Source organism: Streptomyces sp. CNP082 (assembly GCF_059570535.1).
In genome coordinates, this window is the sequence record NZ_JCANSZ010000065.1 from 1 (window position 1) to 15,118 (window position 15,118).

Here is a 15,118-nt window from a genome sequence, read left to right on the forward strand (position 1 = left end):
CCCTTGGGGTCGTAGACGGTGACCTGGCCGCCCTGGAGGTGGATCTGCCCGGCGACGTTGAGGGCGGGGGAGTCGCGTACGTCGTCGGAGTCGGGCTTGAACGTCGCGCCCAGGACGGCGATCCGGCGGCCGAGGAAGGTCTCCCCGCAGGCTTCGCGGGCGAGTTCGACCATGTGGGCGCGGCGGCGCATGTTGATCGAGTCGACCTCGCGCAGGAACGTCAGCGCCTGGTCCACGCCGAGTTCGCCGGCGCGGGCCATGAACGCGCGGATGTCCTTGGGCAGGCAGCCGCCGCCGAAGCCGATCCCGGCGCGCAGGAACTTCTTCCCGATCCGCTCGTCATAGCCGATGGCCTCCGCCAGCTTGACGACGTCACCGCCCGCCGCCTCGCAGATCTCCGCCATGGCGTTGATGAACGAGATCTTCGTCGCGAGGAAGGCGTTGGCCGAGGTCTTGACCAGTTCGGCGGTCGGGTAGTCGGTGACCACGAACGGCGTACCGGAGTCCAGCGGCGTGGCGTACACCTCGCGCAGCACCTTCTCGGCGCGCCCGCTCCGCACGCCGACGACGAGGCGGTCGGGGCGCAGGGTGTCCTCGACGGCGAAGCCCTCGCGCAGGAACTCCGGGTTCCAGGCCAGCTCCGCCTTCTGACCGGCGGGCGCCAGCTCGGCCAGCCGGCGCGCCAGCCGGTCCGCGGAGCCCACCGGCACCGTCGACTTGCCGACGACCAGGCAGGGGCCGTCGAGGTGGGGCGCCAGGGTGTCGATCGCGGCGTCGACAAAGCTCATGTCGCAGCCGTACTCGCCGTGCTTCTGCGGCGTGTTCACACAGACGAAGTGCACGTCACCGAAGGCCGCGGCCTCCTCGTACGACGTGGTGAAGCGCAGCCGCCCCGTCGCGCCCTCGACCCCGGCGACGTGCTTGCGCAGCAACTCCTCCAGGCCCGGCTCGTACATCGGCACCCTGCCCGCCGACAGCAGCTCGACCTTCTCCATCACCACATCCAGGCCGAGCACCTCGAAGCCCAGCTCCGCCATCGCGGCGGCATGCGTGGCACCGAGGTAGCCGGTGCCGATCACCGTGATCTTCAAGGTCATGGTCCCGAGCATAGCCGCGGGCTGTGACACATCCCGCCTGGGCAACCATGGGCCCGGGTGCGGAGTCTGACTCATGTACGTGCACTGAGAGAGTGGGGATCGTGGCGAGGCAGCATCTGGACGGAGCGGGCGGCGGAGCCGACGAGCCCGGTACGCCGCACGTCTACGGGCCGGAGGCGCCGTACGCCGCGGACACCTCGACGGCGGGGCACGCGGCGTACATAGACGCGGCGTACGCGCCGAGTGCGCTGTACGCCCCTGACGCGCCGGACGCGCCGGGCCCCAAGGGACACGACGCAGACCNGGCCGNCCCTGNNNGCCCTGACGGCCCTGACGGCCCTGACGGCCCTGACGGCCCTGACGGCCCTGACGGCCCTGACGGCCCTGACGGCCCTGACGGCCCTGACGGCCCCGACGATCCAGACGCCCCCTCGCACGCCGCGCCCCGCCGCCGCATGAGCCGCGGTCGCAAGGTGCTCCTCGGTGCCGTGATCATGCTCTTCTCCGGCATACTCCTGGCCGCCGGCGGCCTCTGGTGGGCGTACGAGCACTACACCGGCCGCGTCGACCGCATCCCGAACGCCTTCCCGACGAACGTCCCCGACAAGCACCAGCCGGCGCCCGCCAAGGGCGGCGAAACGTACCTCCTCATCGGCGTCGACGCCCGCTCCGACCTCCCGCTCACCGGCGACGACGCCGGCGAGCACACCTGGAAGCCGGGCGCCCAGCGCAGCGACACGATGATGCTCGTCCACCTCCCCGAGGGCCGCGACGGCGGCTACGTCGTCTCCCTGCCCCGCGACTCCTGGGTGAACATCCCCGGCCAGGGCGACGCCAAGCTCAACGCGGCCTTCTCCTACGGCGGCCCCCCGCTGCTCATCGACACCGTGCAGCGGATGACGGAGGTCAAGATCGACCACCTCGCGGTGATCGACTGGAGCGGCTTCAAGCGGCTCACCGACGCCGTCGGCGGCGTGGACATCACCATCGACGAGACCACCCCGCGCCGCAACGGCGGCGGCGAGTGGACCGCCGGCACCCACCACATGGACGGCCAGACCGCCCTGGACTACGTACGCGAGCGCTACGGCCTGCCCCGCGGCGACCTCGACCGCACCCAGCGGCAGCAGAACTTCCTGCGCGCCGTCCTCACCGAGACGATGTCCGCGAGCAACTTCTCCAACCCGCTCAAGGCCAAGCGCCTGCTGGACGCGGTGACCGCCACCGTCAGCGTCGACGACCAGTTCTCGGACGGCGCGATGCGCGACCTGATGTGGGACATGAAGGGCGTGCGCTCCGACGACTTGGTGTTCATGAACGCGCCGGTCGCGGGGCTCGACATGATCGACGGCCAGTCGGTGGTGCTGCTGGACGACAAGGCGGGCGACCCCCTGTGGGAGGCCATGCGCAACGACACCATGGCGCAGTACGTCGAGAAGTACCCGACCGACCGCCTGGGCGCCACCGCCCCCTGAGCCCCCGCGCCCCCTGAGCCCCCGCGCCCTGGGGACTCCGCCCCCCTGCCCCGCCTCCCGCCGCTCACCCTGTCGCCAACGTCACGTAGGTCCGGTCGCCGCGCACGGCATACCATCAGAACTACTAAACAGTAATAAGCATGCGCGGGAATGGAGAGAGCCTTGGCAGGAGCGCCCGAATTCGACCTGTACCGCCCGGCCGAGGAGCACGGCATGCTCCGCGACGCCGTACGCTCGCTCGCCGAGGCGAAGATCGAGCCCTTCGCGGCCGAGGTGGACGAGGAGGCGCGCTTCCCGCAGGAGGCACTGGACGCGCTCGTCGCCAACGACCTGCACGCCATCCACGTCCCCGAGGCGTACGGCGGCGCGGGCGGGGACGCGCTGGCCGCCGTGATCGTCATCGAGGAGATCGCCCGCGTCTGCGCGTCGTCCTCCCTCATCCCGGCGGTCAACAAGCTCGGCTCGCTGCCCCTGGTGCTCTCGGCCTCCGAGGAGCTGAAGGCGAAGTACCTCACGCCGCTGGCGAAGGGCGAGGCGATGTTCTCGTACTGCCTCTCCGAGCCCGAGGCCGGCTCCGACGCCGCCGGCATGAAGACCCGCGCGGTACGGGACGGCGACTCCTACGTCCTCAACGGCGTCAAGCGCTGGATCACCAACGCGGGCATCTCCGAGTACTACACGGTGATGGCCGTCACCGACCCGGAGAAGCGCTCCAAGGGCATCTCCGCCTTCGTCGTCGAGAAGTCCGACGAGGGCGTCTCCTTCGGCGCCCCCGAGAAGAAACTCGGCATCAAGGGCTCCCCGACCCGCGAGGTCTACTTCGACAACGTCCGCATTCCCGCGGACCGCATGATCGGCGCCGAGGGCACGGGCTTCGCCACCGCGATGAAGACCCTCGACCACACCCGCATCACCATCGCCGCCCAGGCCCTGGGCATCGCTCAGGGCGCCCTCGACTACGCGAAGGGCTACGTCCGCGAACGCAAGCAGTTCGGCAAGCCGGTGGCGGACTTCCAGGGCGTGCAGTTCATGCTCGCCGACATGGCGATGAAGATCGAGGCCGCCCGCCAGTTGACGTACGCCGCCGCGGCGAAGTCCGAGCGCATTTCGGCCGGCGGTACGGAGCCGGACCTCACCTTCCAGGGCGCGGCGGCGAAGTGCTTCGCCTCCGACGTGGCGATGGAGGCCACGACGGACGCGGTCCAGCTCCTGGGCGGTTACGGCTACACGCGGGACTACCCGGTGGAGCGCATGATGCGCGATGCCAAGATCACGCAGATCTACGAGGGCACGAACCAGGTCCAGCGCATCGTCATGGCCCGCAACCTGCCCTGATCCGACAGAGACCCCAGGTCAAGCGGCATCTGCCAAGGCCCCGCCGGGAACGTCCGGCGGGGCCTTGGCACGTCCGTGGGAGATCGTTCGGGCCCACATGGGAGAAAGTGGGGAGATCGGGACGGCGCGGGCCGGGAAGAAAATACCAAGTGCCGTGCCGGTGAACGCTGTTACGGTGGAGACCGCCGCGAAGCGAAGCCCGGGGTTACTTCCTTTTCAGCAGAGAACAGTTCCTCGGGTGACCGGTACTCGCAGCACCCTTTCGGGGATACGGCAACTGGATACAGGTGATCGGCGAAGCGCAGTGCGGAGGTACTTCGTTTCGAGAACGAGTGGTTGCGGGTTCGAATCCTGTCGCCCGCTTAACCGCGGGTGTAGCTCAACGGATAGAGCACTACGTACTTCGCACGTCTGGTACTCGCCGGTCTCCCGTGTCCAGTTGCCGCCCCCGGATTCCGGTGGCTCCGCGGCCGGGCCGACAATTGCAGAAGGCACCGCGAAGCGCAGTGTGGGCCTACTTCCACTCCGAATGGGGAGGTCGCGGGTTCGAATCCCGTCGCCGGCTCAGGGTCGGCGTAGCTCAGCGGCCAGAGCACCACGTAGCTCACGCGACTGGTACTCGCGGTGCCTTCTGCAGTCCGTCCGTCGGCCCGGAATCCCTTTTCCCGCCCCAGGAGGACCGCCATGGGCAAGTTCACCTCCCGGCGCGCCGGCCCCGGCTCGCCGGTGACCACGACCGGCACGACCGCCACCTTCGAGGGCGGTGCCGGCTTCACCCGGGACGCCAAGAGCGACCTTTTCCTGTTCGCCGCGGTCAACATGGCCGGGGAGGACACCTTCTACGAGACCGCCGGCGACCGCGACCAGCGGTTCCGGGAGCTTGTGCATGCCGCGACGAAGCAGGATCCGGACTGGGTCGCCTCGTTCGTGCCGTATCTGCGGGGCGAGATGAACATGCGCTCGGCGGTGATCGTCATGGCCGCGGAGTCCGCGCTCGCGCGCCGTGCCGGCACCGACGTCGATCCCACCGTCCCGGTGCGGAAGATGGTCGCGTCCGCGCTGCTCCGTGCCGACGAGCCGGCGGAGTTCATCGCGTACTGGAAGCAGCGCACCGGGAAGGCGACGCTGCCCGGCGGGGTGCAGCGCGGTGTCGCCGACGCTGCCGCACGGCTGTTCAACGAGCGCGCCGCGCTGAAGTACGACGGGGCGAACGCGCAGTGGCGGATGGCCGACGTCGTCGTGCTGGCCAAGCCGAGCCCGGCCGGGCCGTGGCAGGCCGACCTGTTCGACTACCTCGCCGACCGGCGCTGGAAGCGGAACGAGGTGCGCGTCACCGAGCGCCTGTCGACCCTGTCCGCGTACCGGGCCGCGACGGCCATGCCGCAGGACGAGCGCCGGGCCTGGTTCCTTGCGGACCCCGGCCGGCTGAAGGCGGCCGGCATGACGTGGGAGCAGTTGTCGTCCCTCGGGCCGATGGACGCCGCCGCGTGGACGGCGATGATCCCGCACATGGGGCTCATGGCCCTGTGCCGCAACCTCAGGAATTTCGACGAGGCCGGCGTGGCCGACGCGGTCGCCGCACAGGTGGCCGCGCGGCTGGCGGACCCGGAGCAGGTACGCCGCTCGCGGCAGTTCCCCTTCCGGTTCCTGTCCGCGTACCGGGCGGCGCCGTCGCTGCGCTGGGGCCACGCCCTGGAGCAGGCGCTCGCCGCGTCCACGGCGAACATCCCTGCGCTGCCGGGGCGCACCCTCGTCCTGGTCGACACGTCCGGCTCGATGGGCACGGCGGTGTCGGCGAGGAGCCAGGTGCGGCACGTCGACGTCGGCGCGCTGTTCGGCACCGCGCTCGCCGCCCGCGGCTGCGAGGTCGACCTGGTGGGCTTCGCCAACGGCGTGTTCCGGCACCCGCTCACGAAGGGCGGCAGCGTGCTGCGGCAGGCGGAGAGGTTCTGCGGCCGCGTCGGTGAGGTCGGGCACGGCACCGAGACCGTTGCCGCGCTGCGGGAGACGTACCGCGGCCACGACCGGGTCGTGCTCGTCTCGGATATGCAGGCGTTCGCCTACCCGGGCCGGGTCCGGGGGCTGTCGGTGTCGGACGCGATCCCGGCCGGGGTGCCGATGTTCGGCATCAACACCACCGGCTACGGCAAGGCGTCGATCGACACCGGCCGGCCGAACCGGTACGAGATCGGCGGCTTCTCCGACGCACTGTTCCGCATGATCAGCCTCCTCAGCGCCGACCGGACCACCGGCTGGCCCTGGGAGAACTGACCGTACGCCGCCGCGCCCCCGCCGCCCTCGGGCGGCGGGGGCGCGTCGGCGTGCGCGCCACCGGTACAAACTAGCGGTAACACCCTTGCCAAGACATCCCAAATCACCCACCGACCCCGACTTTTGCCCAACGGCACGCATCACTCGAGGTACGGGGCAGGACCCGGGGCCCAGAGCCCCGCCCCCGTACCTCCGACGCCAGCGATGTCACCGCACCCGCGTACCCTTGGGCGGGTGTGCGGGGGAACGGCCGCTACCGCCCGGACCTGGCCGGGCGCCGGACTCTGGGCGCCAGACCCTGGGCGCCGGGGTCAGAAGCGGGCTATGTCCGGGATGGCTTCCTTGGGTTTGCGGCGCGGGGGCATGCGGCCCAGGAGGCAGATGTAGCGCGTGGCGCGGTGGCGTTGGGACGGGGGCTCGTACGGGGCGAGCAGTTCCAGCATCCGCGCGTCGTCCGCGTCGCGTTCGCCGGCCAGGGTGTAGCCCACGATGCGGGGCAGGTGCAGGTCGCCCACCGTGACCGCGTCGGCGGCGCCGTTGACGCGCTGCAGGGTCTCGGCCGCCGTCCAGGGGCCGATGCCGGGGATGGCGGTGAGGCGGCGGGTGGCCGCTTCGAGGTCCATGTGCGCCGCCGCCTGCAGGGCGCGGGCGCGGCGGGCGGCTCGTACGATCGCTGCCGCGCGCTTGCCGTCGACGCCTGCGCGGTGCCATTCCCAGGACGGGATCATCGCCCAGCCGTGCGCGTCCGGCATCACCCGCATCCGCAGCTGGGTCCCCGCCGGGCCCGGGGCGGGGGTGCCGTAGCGGTGCAGGAGCAGGCGCCAGGAGCGGTACGCCTCGTCCGTGGTGACCTTCTGCTCCAGTACGGACGGGATGAGCGACTCCAGCACGTTGCCGGTGCGGATCAGGCGCAGGCCCGGGTGGCGGCGGCGGGCCTCGTGGACGACCCGGTGGCGCGGCGTGAACGGCTCGGGGTCGTCCTGGGCGCCCAGCAGCGCCGGCAGGCCGTCCAGCAGCCACTCCGCGCCCGGGCCCCACGCCTCGGCGGTGATCGCGCCGCCCGCCGGTGCGACGCGCAGCGTGCCGGGGCCCGCGGGGGTGCGGCTGGCCCGCCAGATCGCGCCGTCCGCGACGCGGTATGCCGGGTCGCCGGGGCCCCGCCGCAGCACGCCCAGGGTGTGCCCCAGGGCGTACGGGCCCGGGGGCGCCCAGGTCCGGGTGCGGGCGCGGTGGTCGGGCGCGGCGGGCATGACGCACGACTCTAGCGCCCGCCGCCCGCTCCACCGGACGGGGGTAACGCCCCCGCGTAACCTGGCGGCGTTGACTTCTCCCCCAGCCCTGAGGCAGGGGGATTCAACCCTCACGGGTTGAGTTTTCTGCTTCGCAGCCCGTTGCCGACCCGAACCAACGGCGACTTGGTGTGCCAACCATCGGTCTTACACAAGCTCCACAGACCTGACGTCCCGCCAGCCCGGCGGTAGACCCGGCCAGCTTGGCTACCGCCGACCGGGCGTGCCGACCGTACCGCACGACCGCGGACGGGGGATGCGACGATGCGCCCCGGACGGTGCATCCCGTACAATCCCCCCGCTCCGCAGGAGTCCGCTTCTTCCCCTGCGCCGACGCGGGGGTATCCACGGAGGAACCCCGATGAACCCCGCCGCCACCCCCGCCGCCCTGCTCGACGCCGCTCTCGCCGCCGACCCGGCCCGCCCCCTGGTCACGTACTACGACGACACCACCGGCGAGCGCGTCGAACTGTCCGTCGCCACCTTCGCCAACTGGGTGGCCAAGACCGCGAACCTCCTCCAGGGCGACCTCGCCGCCGAGCCCGGCGACCGGCTCGCGCTGCTCCTGCCGGCCCACTGGCAGACCGCCGTCTGGCTGCTGGCCTGCGCCGCGACCGGCGTCACCGCGGTGCCCGCCGACCCTGCCTCTTCCCACACCGCAGCCGCCGCCGACCTCGTCGTCAGCGGGCCCGACACGCTGGAGCAGGCCCGCGCCTGCACCGGCGAGCGGATCGCGCTCAGCCTGCGCCCGCTCGGCGCCCGCTTCCCGCAGCCGCCGGAGGGCTTCCTCGACTACGCCGTGGAGGTCCCCGGCCAGGGCGACCGCTTCCAGCCGTACGCCCCCGCCGACCCGGACGCGCCGGCGCTCGACGTGGCGGGCGCGCGGTTCACCGCCGCCGAGCTGGTCGCACGCGCCCGCGCGGACGCGGAGTCGCGCGCGCTGGCGCCGGGCTCCCGCACGCTGTCGACGCTCGGGTACGACACGTGGGAGGGGCTCTCCGCGGGGCTGTACGCGCCGCTGGCGGCCGGCGCCGCCGTGGTGCTCTGCCCGTACCTGGACCGGCTCTCGCCCGAGCAGCAGGAGAAGCGCAGGGCCGACGAGCGCGTCGCGTAGCACCGTCCCGCCACCCCTCACACGGCAGCTCCGGGAGCGACGCGCGCGGGTGAAGTTATCGGCCGTAGCGCCTCATTCGTGATGCGATGTACCGAATGTGGCGGGCCGTACGCCCACGGGGCTGCCCGGCCGTCTGCACGAGTGGACACCGGCGGAATGGGTGTGAGGGATGGGCGCTGACGAGACCGGCCCGCGGGAGGGCGCTTCCCCGGACCCGGCCGGCCTCCGGCAGCCCCGCCGCCCCCGCCCCCGCAGCCGCCGCCCCCGCTCCCGCCGGCCCCGCAGCCGCCGCCGGGTCCTCGCCCGCCGCGTCGGCGTCGGCCTCGCCGTCTTCTTCCTCGTCGTCTCCGGCGTCGGCTGGTACCTCTACCAGCGCTTCGACAGCAACATCACCGTCGACTCCGCCACCGCCCGCGAACTGCAGCGCTACGAGGAGGACCGCCCCCCGCCCGCCGCCAGCGGGGCCACCAACATCCTGATCATCGGCTCCGACTCCCGCGCCGGCACCGACCGCTACGGCCGCGACACCGGCGTCGAACGCTCCGACACCACCGTGCTCCTGCACCTCGCCGGCGACCGCGACAGTGTCACCGCCGTGAGCGTCCCGCGCGACCTCATGGTCAGGATCCCCGACTGCCGCCGCGCCGGCGGCGGGCGGAGCGGCAAGCAGGTCAACCAGTTCAACTTCAGCTTCGCCTACGGCGGCGCCGCCTGCACGATCCGCGTGGTGGAGAAGCTCGTCGGGGTGCGCGTCGACCACCACGTCATCGTCGACTTCCAGGGCTTCAAGAAGGTCGTGGACGCCGTGGACGGCGTGGAGGTGTGCCTGCCCGCGCCGATGCGCGACAAATCGGCCAAGCTGCGGCTGCCCGCGGGCCGCCAGGTGCTCGACGGAGAGCAGGCGCTCGGCTACGTACGGGCACGCAAGTCCCTCGACGGCGGCAGCGACACCCAACGCATGGCGCGGCAGCAGGAGTTCATGGCCTCGCTCGTCGGCAAGGTGCAGAGCAACGGCGTGCTGTTCAACCCGCTGCGCCTCGCCCCGCTGCTGGACGCGGTGACCTCCGCGCTCACCGCCAACGAGGAACTGTCGTCGCTCGCCGAGCTGTACGACCTCGTACGCGCCGTGCGTGACGTGCCGAAGGAGCGCGTGCACTTCCTGACCGTGCCGCGCCGCCCGTACCGCCTGGATGCCAACCGCGACGAACTGGCGCAGCCGGCGGCGGGCAAGCTGTTCGAGGCGCTGCGTGACGACAGCGTCGTGCGGTTCGTCTCGGAGGGCGCGAAAGCCAAGCAGAAACGGGGCTCCGGCGCGCCGCCCGCGGTGAAGAACACAACCCCTGTGGATGACATCTGCCGATAGAGCGGATCAACGCGCACAAGGGGGGCACGGTGTATGGAGGGGATGCACGGGATGTCCTGTTACGAGTGCGTGGAATTTGTCACGGGCGTCGCCAGTCGTTGAATCAGGCGGCTAGTGTGAGCCGACCGGCCGCCTGACAGGCGGTCGTCGAGCGTATGCAGGAAGACCGGGCGCCGGCGGGGGAGGCGCCGACCGAGCGATGCGAGGGACCCAAACGACCGTGGATGGGCGAGGCCGTGGACACGCCGGCGAGGTCGACCCCGCCGATCAGTGGGTGTTCAATCCCGAGACCGGCAGCTACGAGCTGCGTCTCGACCCGCAGATCCCGGGCAGACAGGGCCCCCAGCCCCACGGCCAACACGCACCGGGTCCGCACGGTCACGCCCCGCAGGGGTACGGCGGCCGGCCGCAGGCGCCGCAGCAGTACATCCCGCAGCAGAACGGCCAGCCCCCGCACGGCCAGCCTCAGCACGGCCAGCCCCCGTACGGGCAGCCCCCGCACGGCCAGCCCCCGCACGGGCAGCCCCCGCACGGCCAGCCGCCGGGCCCCCCGCACGGGCAGGCACAGCACGCGCCGCCGCAGCAGCCCGGAGCACAGCAGCCCGGAGCGCCGCAGCCCGGCAGGCGCCAGCCGCAGTCCTCGCCGGCGGAGGCCCCCGACAGCCCCCAGGAGCCCCGGCTGCCGTCCCAGCGCCGCCGCGGTGCGGCGGGCGGCGCGGGCGGTTCCGGCGGCGCGGGCGGCTCCGGTACGGGATCGGGCTCCGGCCCCGGCGGGCCGCACAGCCGCCGCCGTCCCAAGCCCCGCAAGAGCCGTAAGAAGAAGGTGCTCATCTGGGTCGCGGCCAGCCTCGCGTTCGTGGTGTTCGCCGTCGGCACCGCCGCGTACCTCATCTACCGCAAGCTCAACGCGAACATAGACAAGGTCGAGGTCGCCGGCGAGGACCACGCGGCGGTCATCGACGGCCCCGTCAACATCCTGGTGATGGGCACGGACAAGCGCACCGGCAAGGGCAACACCAGCTACGGCGACATGAACAGCCCCGGCCACGCCGACACCACCCTGCTGTTCCACTACTCCGAGGACCGCAGCAACGCCACCGCGCTGAGCATCCCGCGCGACATGATCACCGACATACCGGACTGCAAGACCAAGCAGGAAGACGGGAGCTGGAAGACCATCCCGGGCACGTACGAAACGAAGTTCAACGAGAGCCTCGGGCAGTACGGCCGCGACCCCGGCTGCACCTGGAAGACCGTCGAGAAGATGACCGGCCTCGACATCAGCCACTTCATCCTCGCCGACTTCAACGCCGTCAAGGACCTCTCCAGCGCGGTCGGCGGCGTCGAGGTCTGTCTCGCCGAGGACATCAACGACCCCAAGTCGCACCTCAACCTGCCCGCGGGCCGGCACACGATCGAGGGCGAGGACGCGCTCGCCTTCGTCCGCACCCGCTACTCGGTCGGCTTCGGCAGCGACCTGAGCCGGATCGAACTGCAGCAGCAGTTCCTCAGCTCGCTCATGCGCAAGGTGAAGTCCAGCGGCTCGCTCACCAATCCGAAGAAGCTCTACGACCTGGCCGACGCCGCCACCAAGGCCCTCACTGTCGACTCGGGCATCGGCACCGCGAAGAAGCTCATGGACCTGGCCAAGGACCTCAAGCGGGTGCCGATGGACGAGATTACTTTCGCGACCTTGCCCGTTCTGGACAACCCTGAGGACGACGCAACCGTCGTAATGGACGAGGCGAAGGCCAAGCCGCTCTTCAAACTGCTGGACGCGGACAAGCCGTTCGACGGGGCGAAGAAGGGCGCGAAGGGCAAGCCGGTGAAGAAGGCGGACCCCGAGGAGGTGAGGGTCGAGGTCGTCAACGGCGGCGGGGAGTCCGGCATGGCGTCGGCCACCGCCACGTGGCTGCTGGACGAGGGCGCGGGCTACGCCGCCGAGGCGGGCAACGCGCCGGAGACGCTGCCGGAGACCCGGCTTGAGTACGGCCCTGACCAGGCCGGCCAGGCCGCGCGGCTCGCCGACATGATGGGACTGCCGAAGCAGGCCATGAAGAAGACGGGGGAGGACGCAGGGGCCGAGGGGGTCATGACGCTCACGCTCGGCGAGGACTTCGCCGCGCCGGGCACCCCGGTCGAGGCGCCGGACAAGGCGCCCGACGGAGTGCAGAACATCAAGGCCAACGACAAGAACATCTGTGCGAAGTGAGGCGTACGGGCGGACTGGACACCGCACGTACGCGATCGACCAGGAGGCCCCATGCGCCGCAGCAATGTCCGCGGTAGCGGAGCGGACGGTCGCTCCGACAGAGCCCGCGAGCTCGGCTGGGACGACGCTCTGTACGAAGACGCGGGTGCGCCGGGCCTGCCACGGCAGCGCGGCGACGCGCACGACCACGACCCGCACTACGACGGCCCGTACGACGACGGCCCATACCCCGACGGCTACGCGGACGGCCCCGGCGACGGCGGCCCGCCGCCGCGCCGCCGCCGCGGGATGCGCATCCTCCGCTGGTTCTTCGGCATCGTCGCCTTCCTCATACTCGGCACCGCCGCCGCCGGATACCTCTACTACCGCGACCTGAACAACAACCTGGAGAAGGACCCTCTCAACCTCGGCAAGAACAAGCTCGACGAGAAGCAGCCCAACGCCGAAGGCCAGACCCCCCTGGACATCCTGCTCCTCGGGTCCGACAGCCGGAACTCCGACGAGAACGTCCGCCTCGGCGGCGCCCACGCCGACCGCGGCCGCAAGCCGCTGGCCGACGTGCAGATGCTGCTCCACGTCTCCGCCGACCGCAGCAACATGTCCGTCGTCAGCGTCCCGCGCGACACCCGGGTGACGATCCCCGAGTGCACCGACCCCGACGACGGCACGGTCTACCCCGAGACCACCACCGACACCATCAACACCAGCCTCCAGCACGGCGGTCCCGGCTGCACCGTCGCCGCCTGGGAGGCCATGACCGGCGTCTCCATCGACCACTTCATGATGATTGACTTCGCCGGCGTGGTGAGCATGGCCGACGCGGTGGGCGGCGTCCCCGTCTGCGTACGGGACAACGTCTACGACGAGGACTCCGGGCTGCGCCTAGAGGAGGGCGAGACGACCATCAAGGGCGAGCAGGCGCTGCAGTGGCTGCGGACCCGGCACGGCTTCGAGGACGGCAGCGACATCGGCCGCACCCACGCGCAGCACCAGTACATGAACTCGATGGTCCGCCAGCTCAAGGAGGGCGCCAAGCTCTCCGACCCCGGCAAGCTGCGCAAGCTCGCCGAGGCGGCGACCAACGCGCTCACCGTCAACGAGGAGCTGGGCTCGCTCAAGAAGCTCTACGACCTCGGCAACGACATCAAGCGGGTGCCTGCCGAGCGCATCACCATGACCACGATGCCGTGGGTGCCGGACCCGCAGAACAGCGCGCACGTCATACCCAACGAACAGGACGCGCCGCAGGTCTGGTCGATGCTCCGCAACGACGTCGCCTTCGACGGCAAGGACAAGCCCAAGGAGAACAAGCCCGACGACCTCGTCGCCGAGGCCGAGCCGAAGGCGGACATCCCCGTCCTCGTGCAGAACGGCACGGGCACCACCGTGTACGCCCCGGTCACGGGCCGGGCCGGGGTCATCGCCGAGGTGCTCGCCGAGGACGGCTTCACCCAGGCCGCCACCGACGCCACGCCCAAGTCGCAGGCCGACACCACGGTTTCGTACGCGACCGAGGAGCAGCACGCGAACGCCCTGGCGGTGGCCAAGTCGATCGGGCTGCCTGACCGGGCGGTGAAGCAGTCCGTCAGCGTCGACAAGGTGACGCTGGTCGTCGGCGCCGACTGGCGCGAAGGGAACGCCTACCCCGAGGCCGAGGGCGACGACGCCGGCGGCGGTCAGGAGGAGCCGGAGAAGGCCCCGGAGAGCTCCAACCCGCTCGGGGGCGGCGACGAGAAGGCGTGCATGGACGTCAATCCGTCCTACGTCTGGTGAGCGGTGGTCCCGCCCGCGACCGCGGGCGGGGACCGGACGGCGGCTGAGCGGGAAGGCGGAACGGGCCGCCGGCGGAACGGGCCGCCGGCGGGACCGGGACGGCGGGCCGGGCGGCGCTGCGGCTCAGCCGGCCGGGACCGCTGCGCGGCGGCTGGCGATCACCTTCCGCGCCAGCGACCGCGGGCTGGTCAGGAACCCCCAGCCCCACGACATGTGCATGGTCGCCAGCGCAAGCGGGATCTGCACCCGGGCGCGCAGCGGCAGCCCGCGCCCGGCGGGCACCGAGCCGGCCGTGATCCCCACGGCGTACGCGAGCGGGACCGCAAGACCCAGCGGCGTCAGCGGGGTCACCAGCACCCCCGCGGCGGTCCCCGCCAGCGCGGCGGGCGGCGCGAGATAGCGCGGGTTGATCGAGCCCTTGTGGTAGCGGGCGACGACCCGGCGCCAGCGGCCGTAGTCCTTGTACTGTCTGGCCAGCGCCCGCAGGTTCGGCCGCGGCCGGTACGAGACCCGCAGCTCCGGCGAGAACCAGATCTCCCCGCCGGCGGAGCGGATCCGGAAGTTCAGCTCCCAGTCCTGGGCCCGGATGAACTCCTCGTTGTACCCGCCCTGCTGCTCCAGTGCCTCCCGGCGGAAGACGCCGAGGTACACGGTGTCCGCGGGCCCCGCCTCGCCGCCGGTGTGGAACGCCGCGTTGCCGACCCCGATGCGCGCGGTCATCGCTGCGGCGACGGCCTGCTCCCAGCTCGTCTCGCCCTCGGCGTGCATGACGCCGCCGACGTTCTGCGCCCCGGTCTCGGCCAGCAGCCGGACGGCGGTGGAGATATACCCGGGGGAGAGCATGCCGTGGCCGTCGACCCGGACCACGACGGGGTGCGAGGAGGCTTCGATGGCGGCGTTGAGCCCGGCGGGCGTACGGCCCGTGGGGTTCGGCACCGTACGTACGCAGCGCGCGCTGTCCGCCGTCTCGCGGACCAGCTCGGCGGCGATGGCGTCGGTGCGGTCCGTGGACGGGCCCAGGGCGATGACGACCTCCAGGCCGCCCGGGTAGTCCTGCTCCAGGATGTGGCGCACCGACTCGCGCAGGTGCCGCTCCTCGTTGAGCACCGGCATGATCACGGAGACCGCGGGGGGTGGCGTCACAGACTCGTTCATAGGCGGCTCACGTTACCGCGAACGGGGGATCGGG

Annotated in this window: 10 protein-coding genes and 1 tRNA gene; 8 read left to right on the forward strand and 3 right to left on the reverse strand. The window is 71.8% G+C overall.

Annotated features, from left to right (window positions below):
* Window positions 1-1,097: UDP-glucose dehydrogenase family protein (locus B124_RS32280; protein WP_496506567.1), on the reverse strand; the 1,097-nt coding region annotated here is incomplete at its 3' end.
* Window positions 1,098-1,591: 494 nt separating this feature from the next.
* Between B124_RS32280 and B124_RS32285 the strand changes: the two genes are divergently transcribed.
* The 4 genes from B124_RS32285 to B124_RS32300 all read left to right on the forward strand — a co-directional run bounded on the left by B124_RS32285 (window position 1,592) and on the right by B124_RS32300 (window position 6,178).
* Window positions 1,592-2,572, forward strand: coding sequence for an LCP family protein (locus tag B124_RS32285; RefSeq protein WP_496506591.1), 981 nt, complete (start codon window positions 1,592-1,594; stop codon window positions 2,570-2,572).
* A gap of 162 nt (window positions 2,573-2,734) precedes the next feature.
* On the forward strand, window positions 2,735-3,907 hold the full coding sequence (locus B124_RS32290; protein WP_496506568.1) for an acyl-CoA dehydrogenase family protein: 1,173 nt from the start codon (window positions 2,735-2,737) through the stop codon (window positions 3,905-3,907).
* A gap of 301 nt (window positions 3,908-4,208) precedes the next feature.
* Window positions 4,209-4,270, forward strand: a tRNA-Ser gene (locus tag B124_RS32295).
* A 321-nt stretch (window positions 4,271-4,591) separates the two neighbouring features.
* Window positions 4,592-6,178 carry a TROVE domain-containing protein gene (locus tag B124_RS32300; RefSeq protein ID WP_496506569.1) on the forward strand — a complete coding sequence of 529 codons (1,587 nt, stop codon included), beginning with the start codon at window positions 4,592-4,594 and terminating at the stop codon, window positions 6,176-6,178.
* 311 nt (window positions 6,179-6,489) lie between these two features.
* Here B124_RS32300 and B124_RS32305 read toward each other — a convergent pair whose 3' ends face one another.
* Window positions 6,490-7,428: a DNA-3-methyladenine glycosylase family protein gene (locus tag B124_RS32305; protein WP_496506570.1), complete on the reverse strand. Its 939-nt coding sequence runs from the start codon at window positions 7,426-7,428 to the stop codon at window positions 6,490-6,492.
* Between the two features lie 400 nt (window positions 7,429-7,828).
* On the opposite strand from B124_RS32305, the gene B124_RS32310 reads away from it, so the two are divergent.
* From B124_RS32310 to B124_RS32325, 4 genes are all read left to right on the forward strand, one after another.
* The gene (locus tag B124_RS32310) at window positions 7,829-8,581 is read left to right on the forward strand and encodes a TIGR03089 family protein (protein WP_496506571.1); all 753 of its coding nucleotides are present in this window, start codon (window positions 7,829-7,831) and stop codon (window positions 8,579-8,581) included.
* Between the two features lie 169 nt (window positions 8,582-8,750).
* The gene (locus B124_RS32315; protein WP_496506572.1) at window positions 8,751-9,944 is read left to right on the forward strand and encodes an LCP family protein; all 1,194 of its coding nucleotides are present in this window, start codon (window positions 8,751-8,753) and stop codon (window positions 9,942-9,944) included.
* A gap of 220 nt (window positions 9,945-10,164) precedes the next feature.
* The gene (locus B124_RS32320; protein WP_496506573.1) at window positions 10,165-12,156 is read left to right on the forward strand and encodes an LCP family glycopolymer transferase; all 1,992 of its coding nucleotides are present in this window, start codon (window positions 10,165-10,167) and stop codon (window positions 12,154-12,156) included.
* A gap of 51 nt (window positions 12,157-12,207) precedes the next feature.
* Window positions 12,208-13,929 (forward strand): LCP family protein, encoded by a 1,722-nt coding sequence (locus B124_RS32325; protein ID WP_496506574.1) that lies wholly within the window; start codon window positions 12,208-12,210, stop codon window positions 13,927-13,929.
* Window positions 13,930-14,052: 123 nt separating this feature from the next.
* On the opposite strand, the gene B124_RS32330 is transcribed toward B124_RS32325, so the two are convergent.
* Window positions 14,053-15,084: a glycosyltransferase family 2 protein gene (locus B124_RS32330; RefSeq protein ID WP_496506575.1), complete on the reverse strand. Its 1,032-nt coding sequence runs from the start codon at window positions 15,082-15,084 to the stop codon at window positions 14,053-14,055.
* Between the last annotated feature and the right edge of the window lie 34 nt (window positions 15,085-15,118).

Excerpts from the sequence above, each read along its gene's own strand:
- B124_RS32285 (WP_496506591.1), top strand. The coding sequence starts at position 1,592 with ATGCTCTTCTCCGGCATACTCCTGGCCGCCGGCGGCCTCTGGTGGGCG.
- B124_RS32300 (WP_496506569.1), top strand. The coding sequence starts at position 4,592 with ATGGGCAAGTTCACCTCCCGGCGCGCCGGCCCCGGCTCGCCGGTGACC.
- B124_RS32305 (WP_496506570.1), bottom strand. The coding sequence starts at position 7,428 with ATGCCCGCCGCGCCCGACCACCGCGCCCGCACCCGGACCTGGGCGCCC.
- B124_RS32310 (WP_496506571.1), top strand. The coding sequence starts at position 7,829 with ATGAACCCCGCCGCCACCCCCGCCGCCCTGCTCGACGCCGCTCTCGCC.
- B124_RS32315 (WP_496506572.1), top strand. The coding sequence starts at position 8,751 with ATGGGCGCTGACGAGACCGGCCCGCGGGAGGGCGCTTCCCCGGACCCG.
- B124_RS32325 (WP_496506574.1), top strand. The coding sequence starts at position 12,208 with ATGCGCCGCAGCAATGTCCGCGGTAGCGGAGCGGACGGTCGCTCCGAC.
- B124_RS32330 (WP_496506575.1), bottom strand. The coding sequence starts at position 15,084 with ATGAACGAGTCTGTGACGCCACCCCCCGCGGTCTCCGTGATCATGCCG.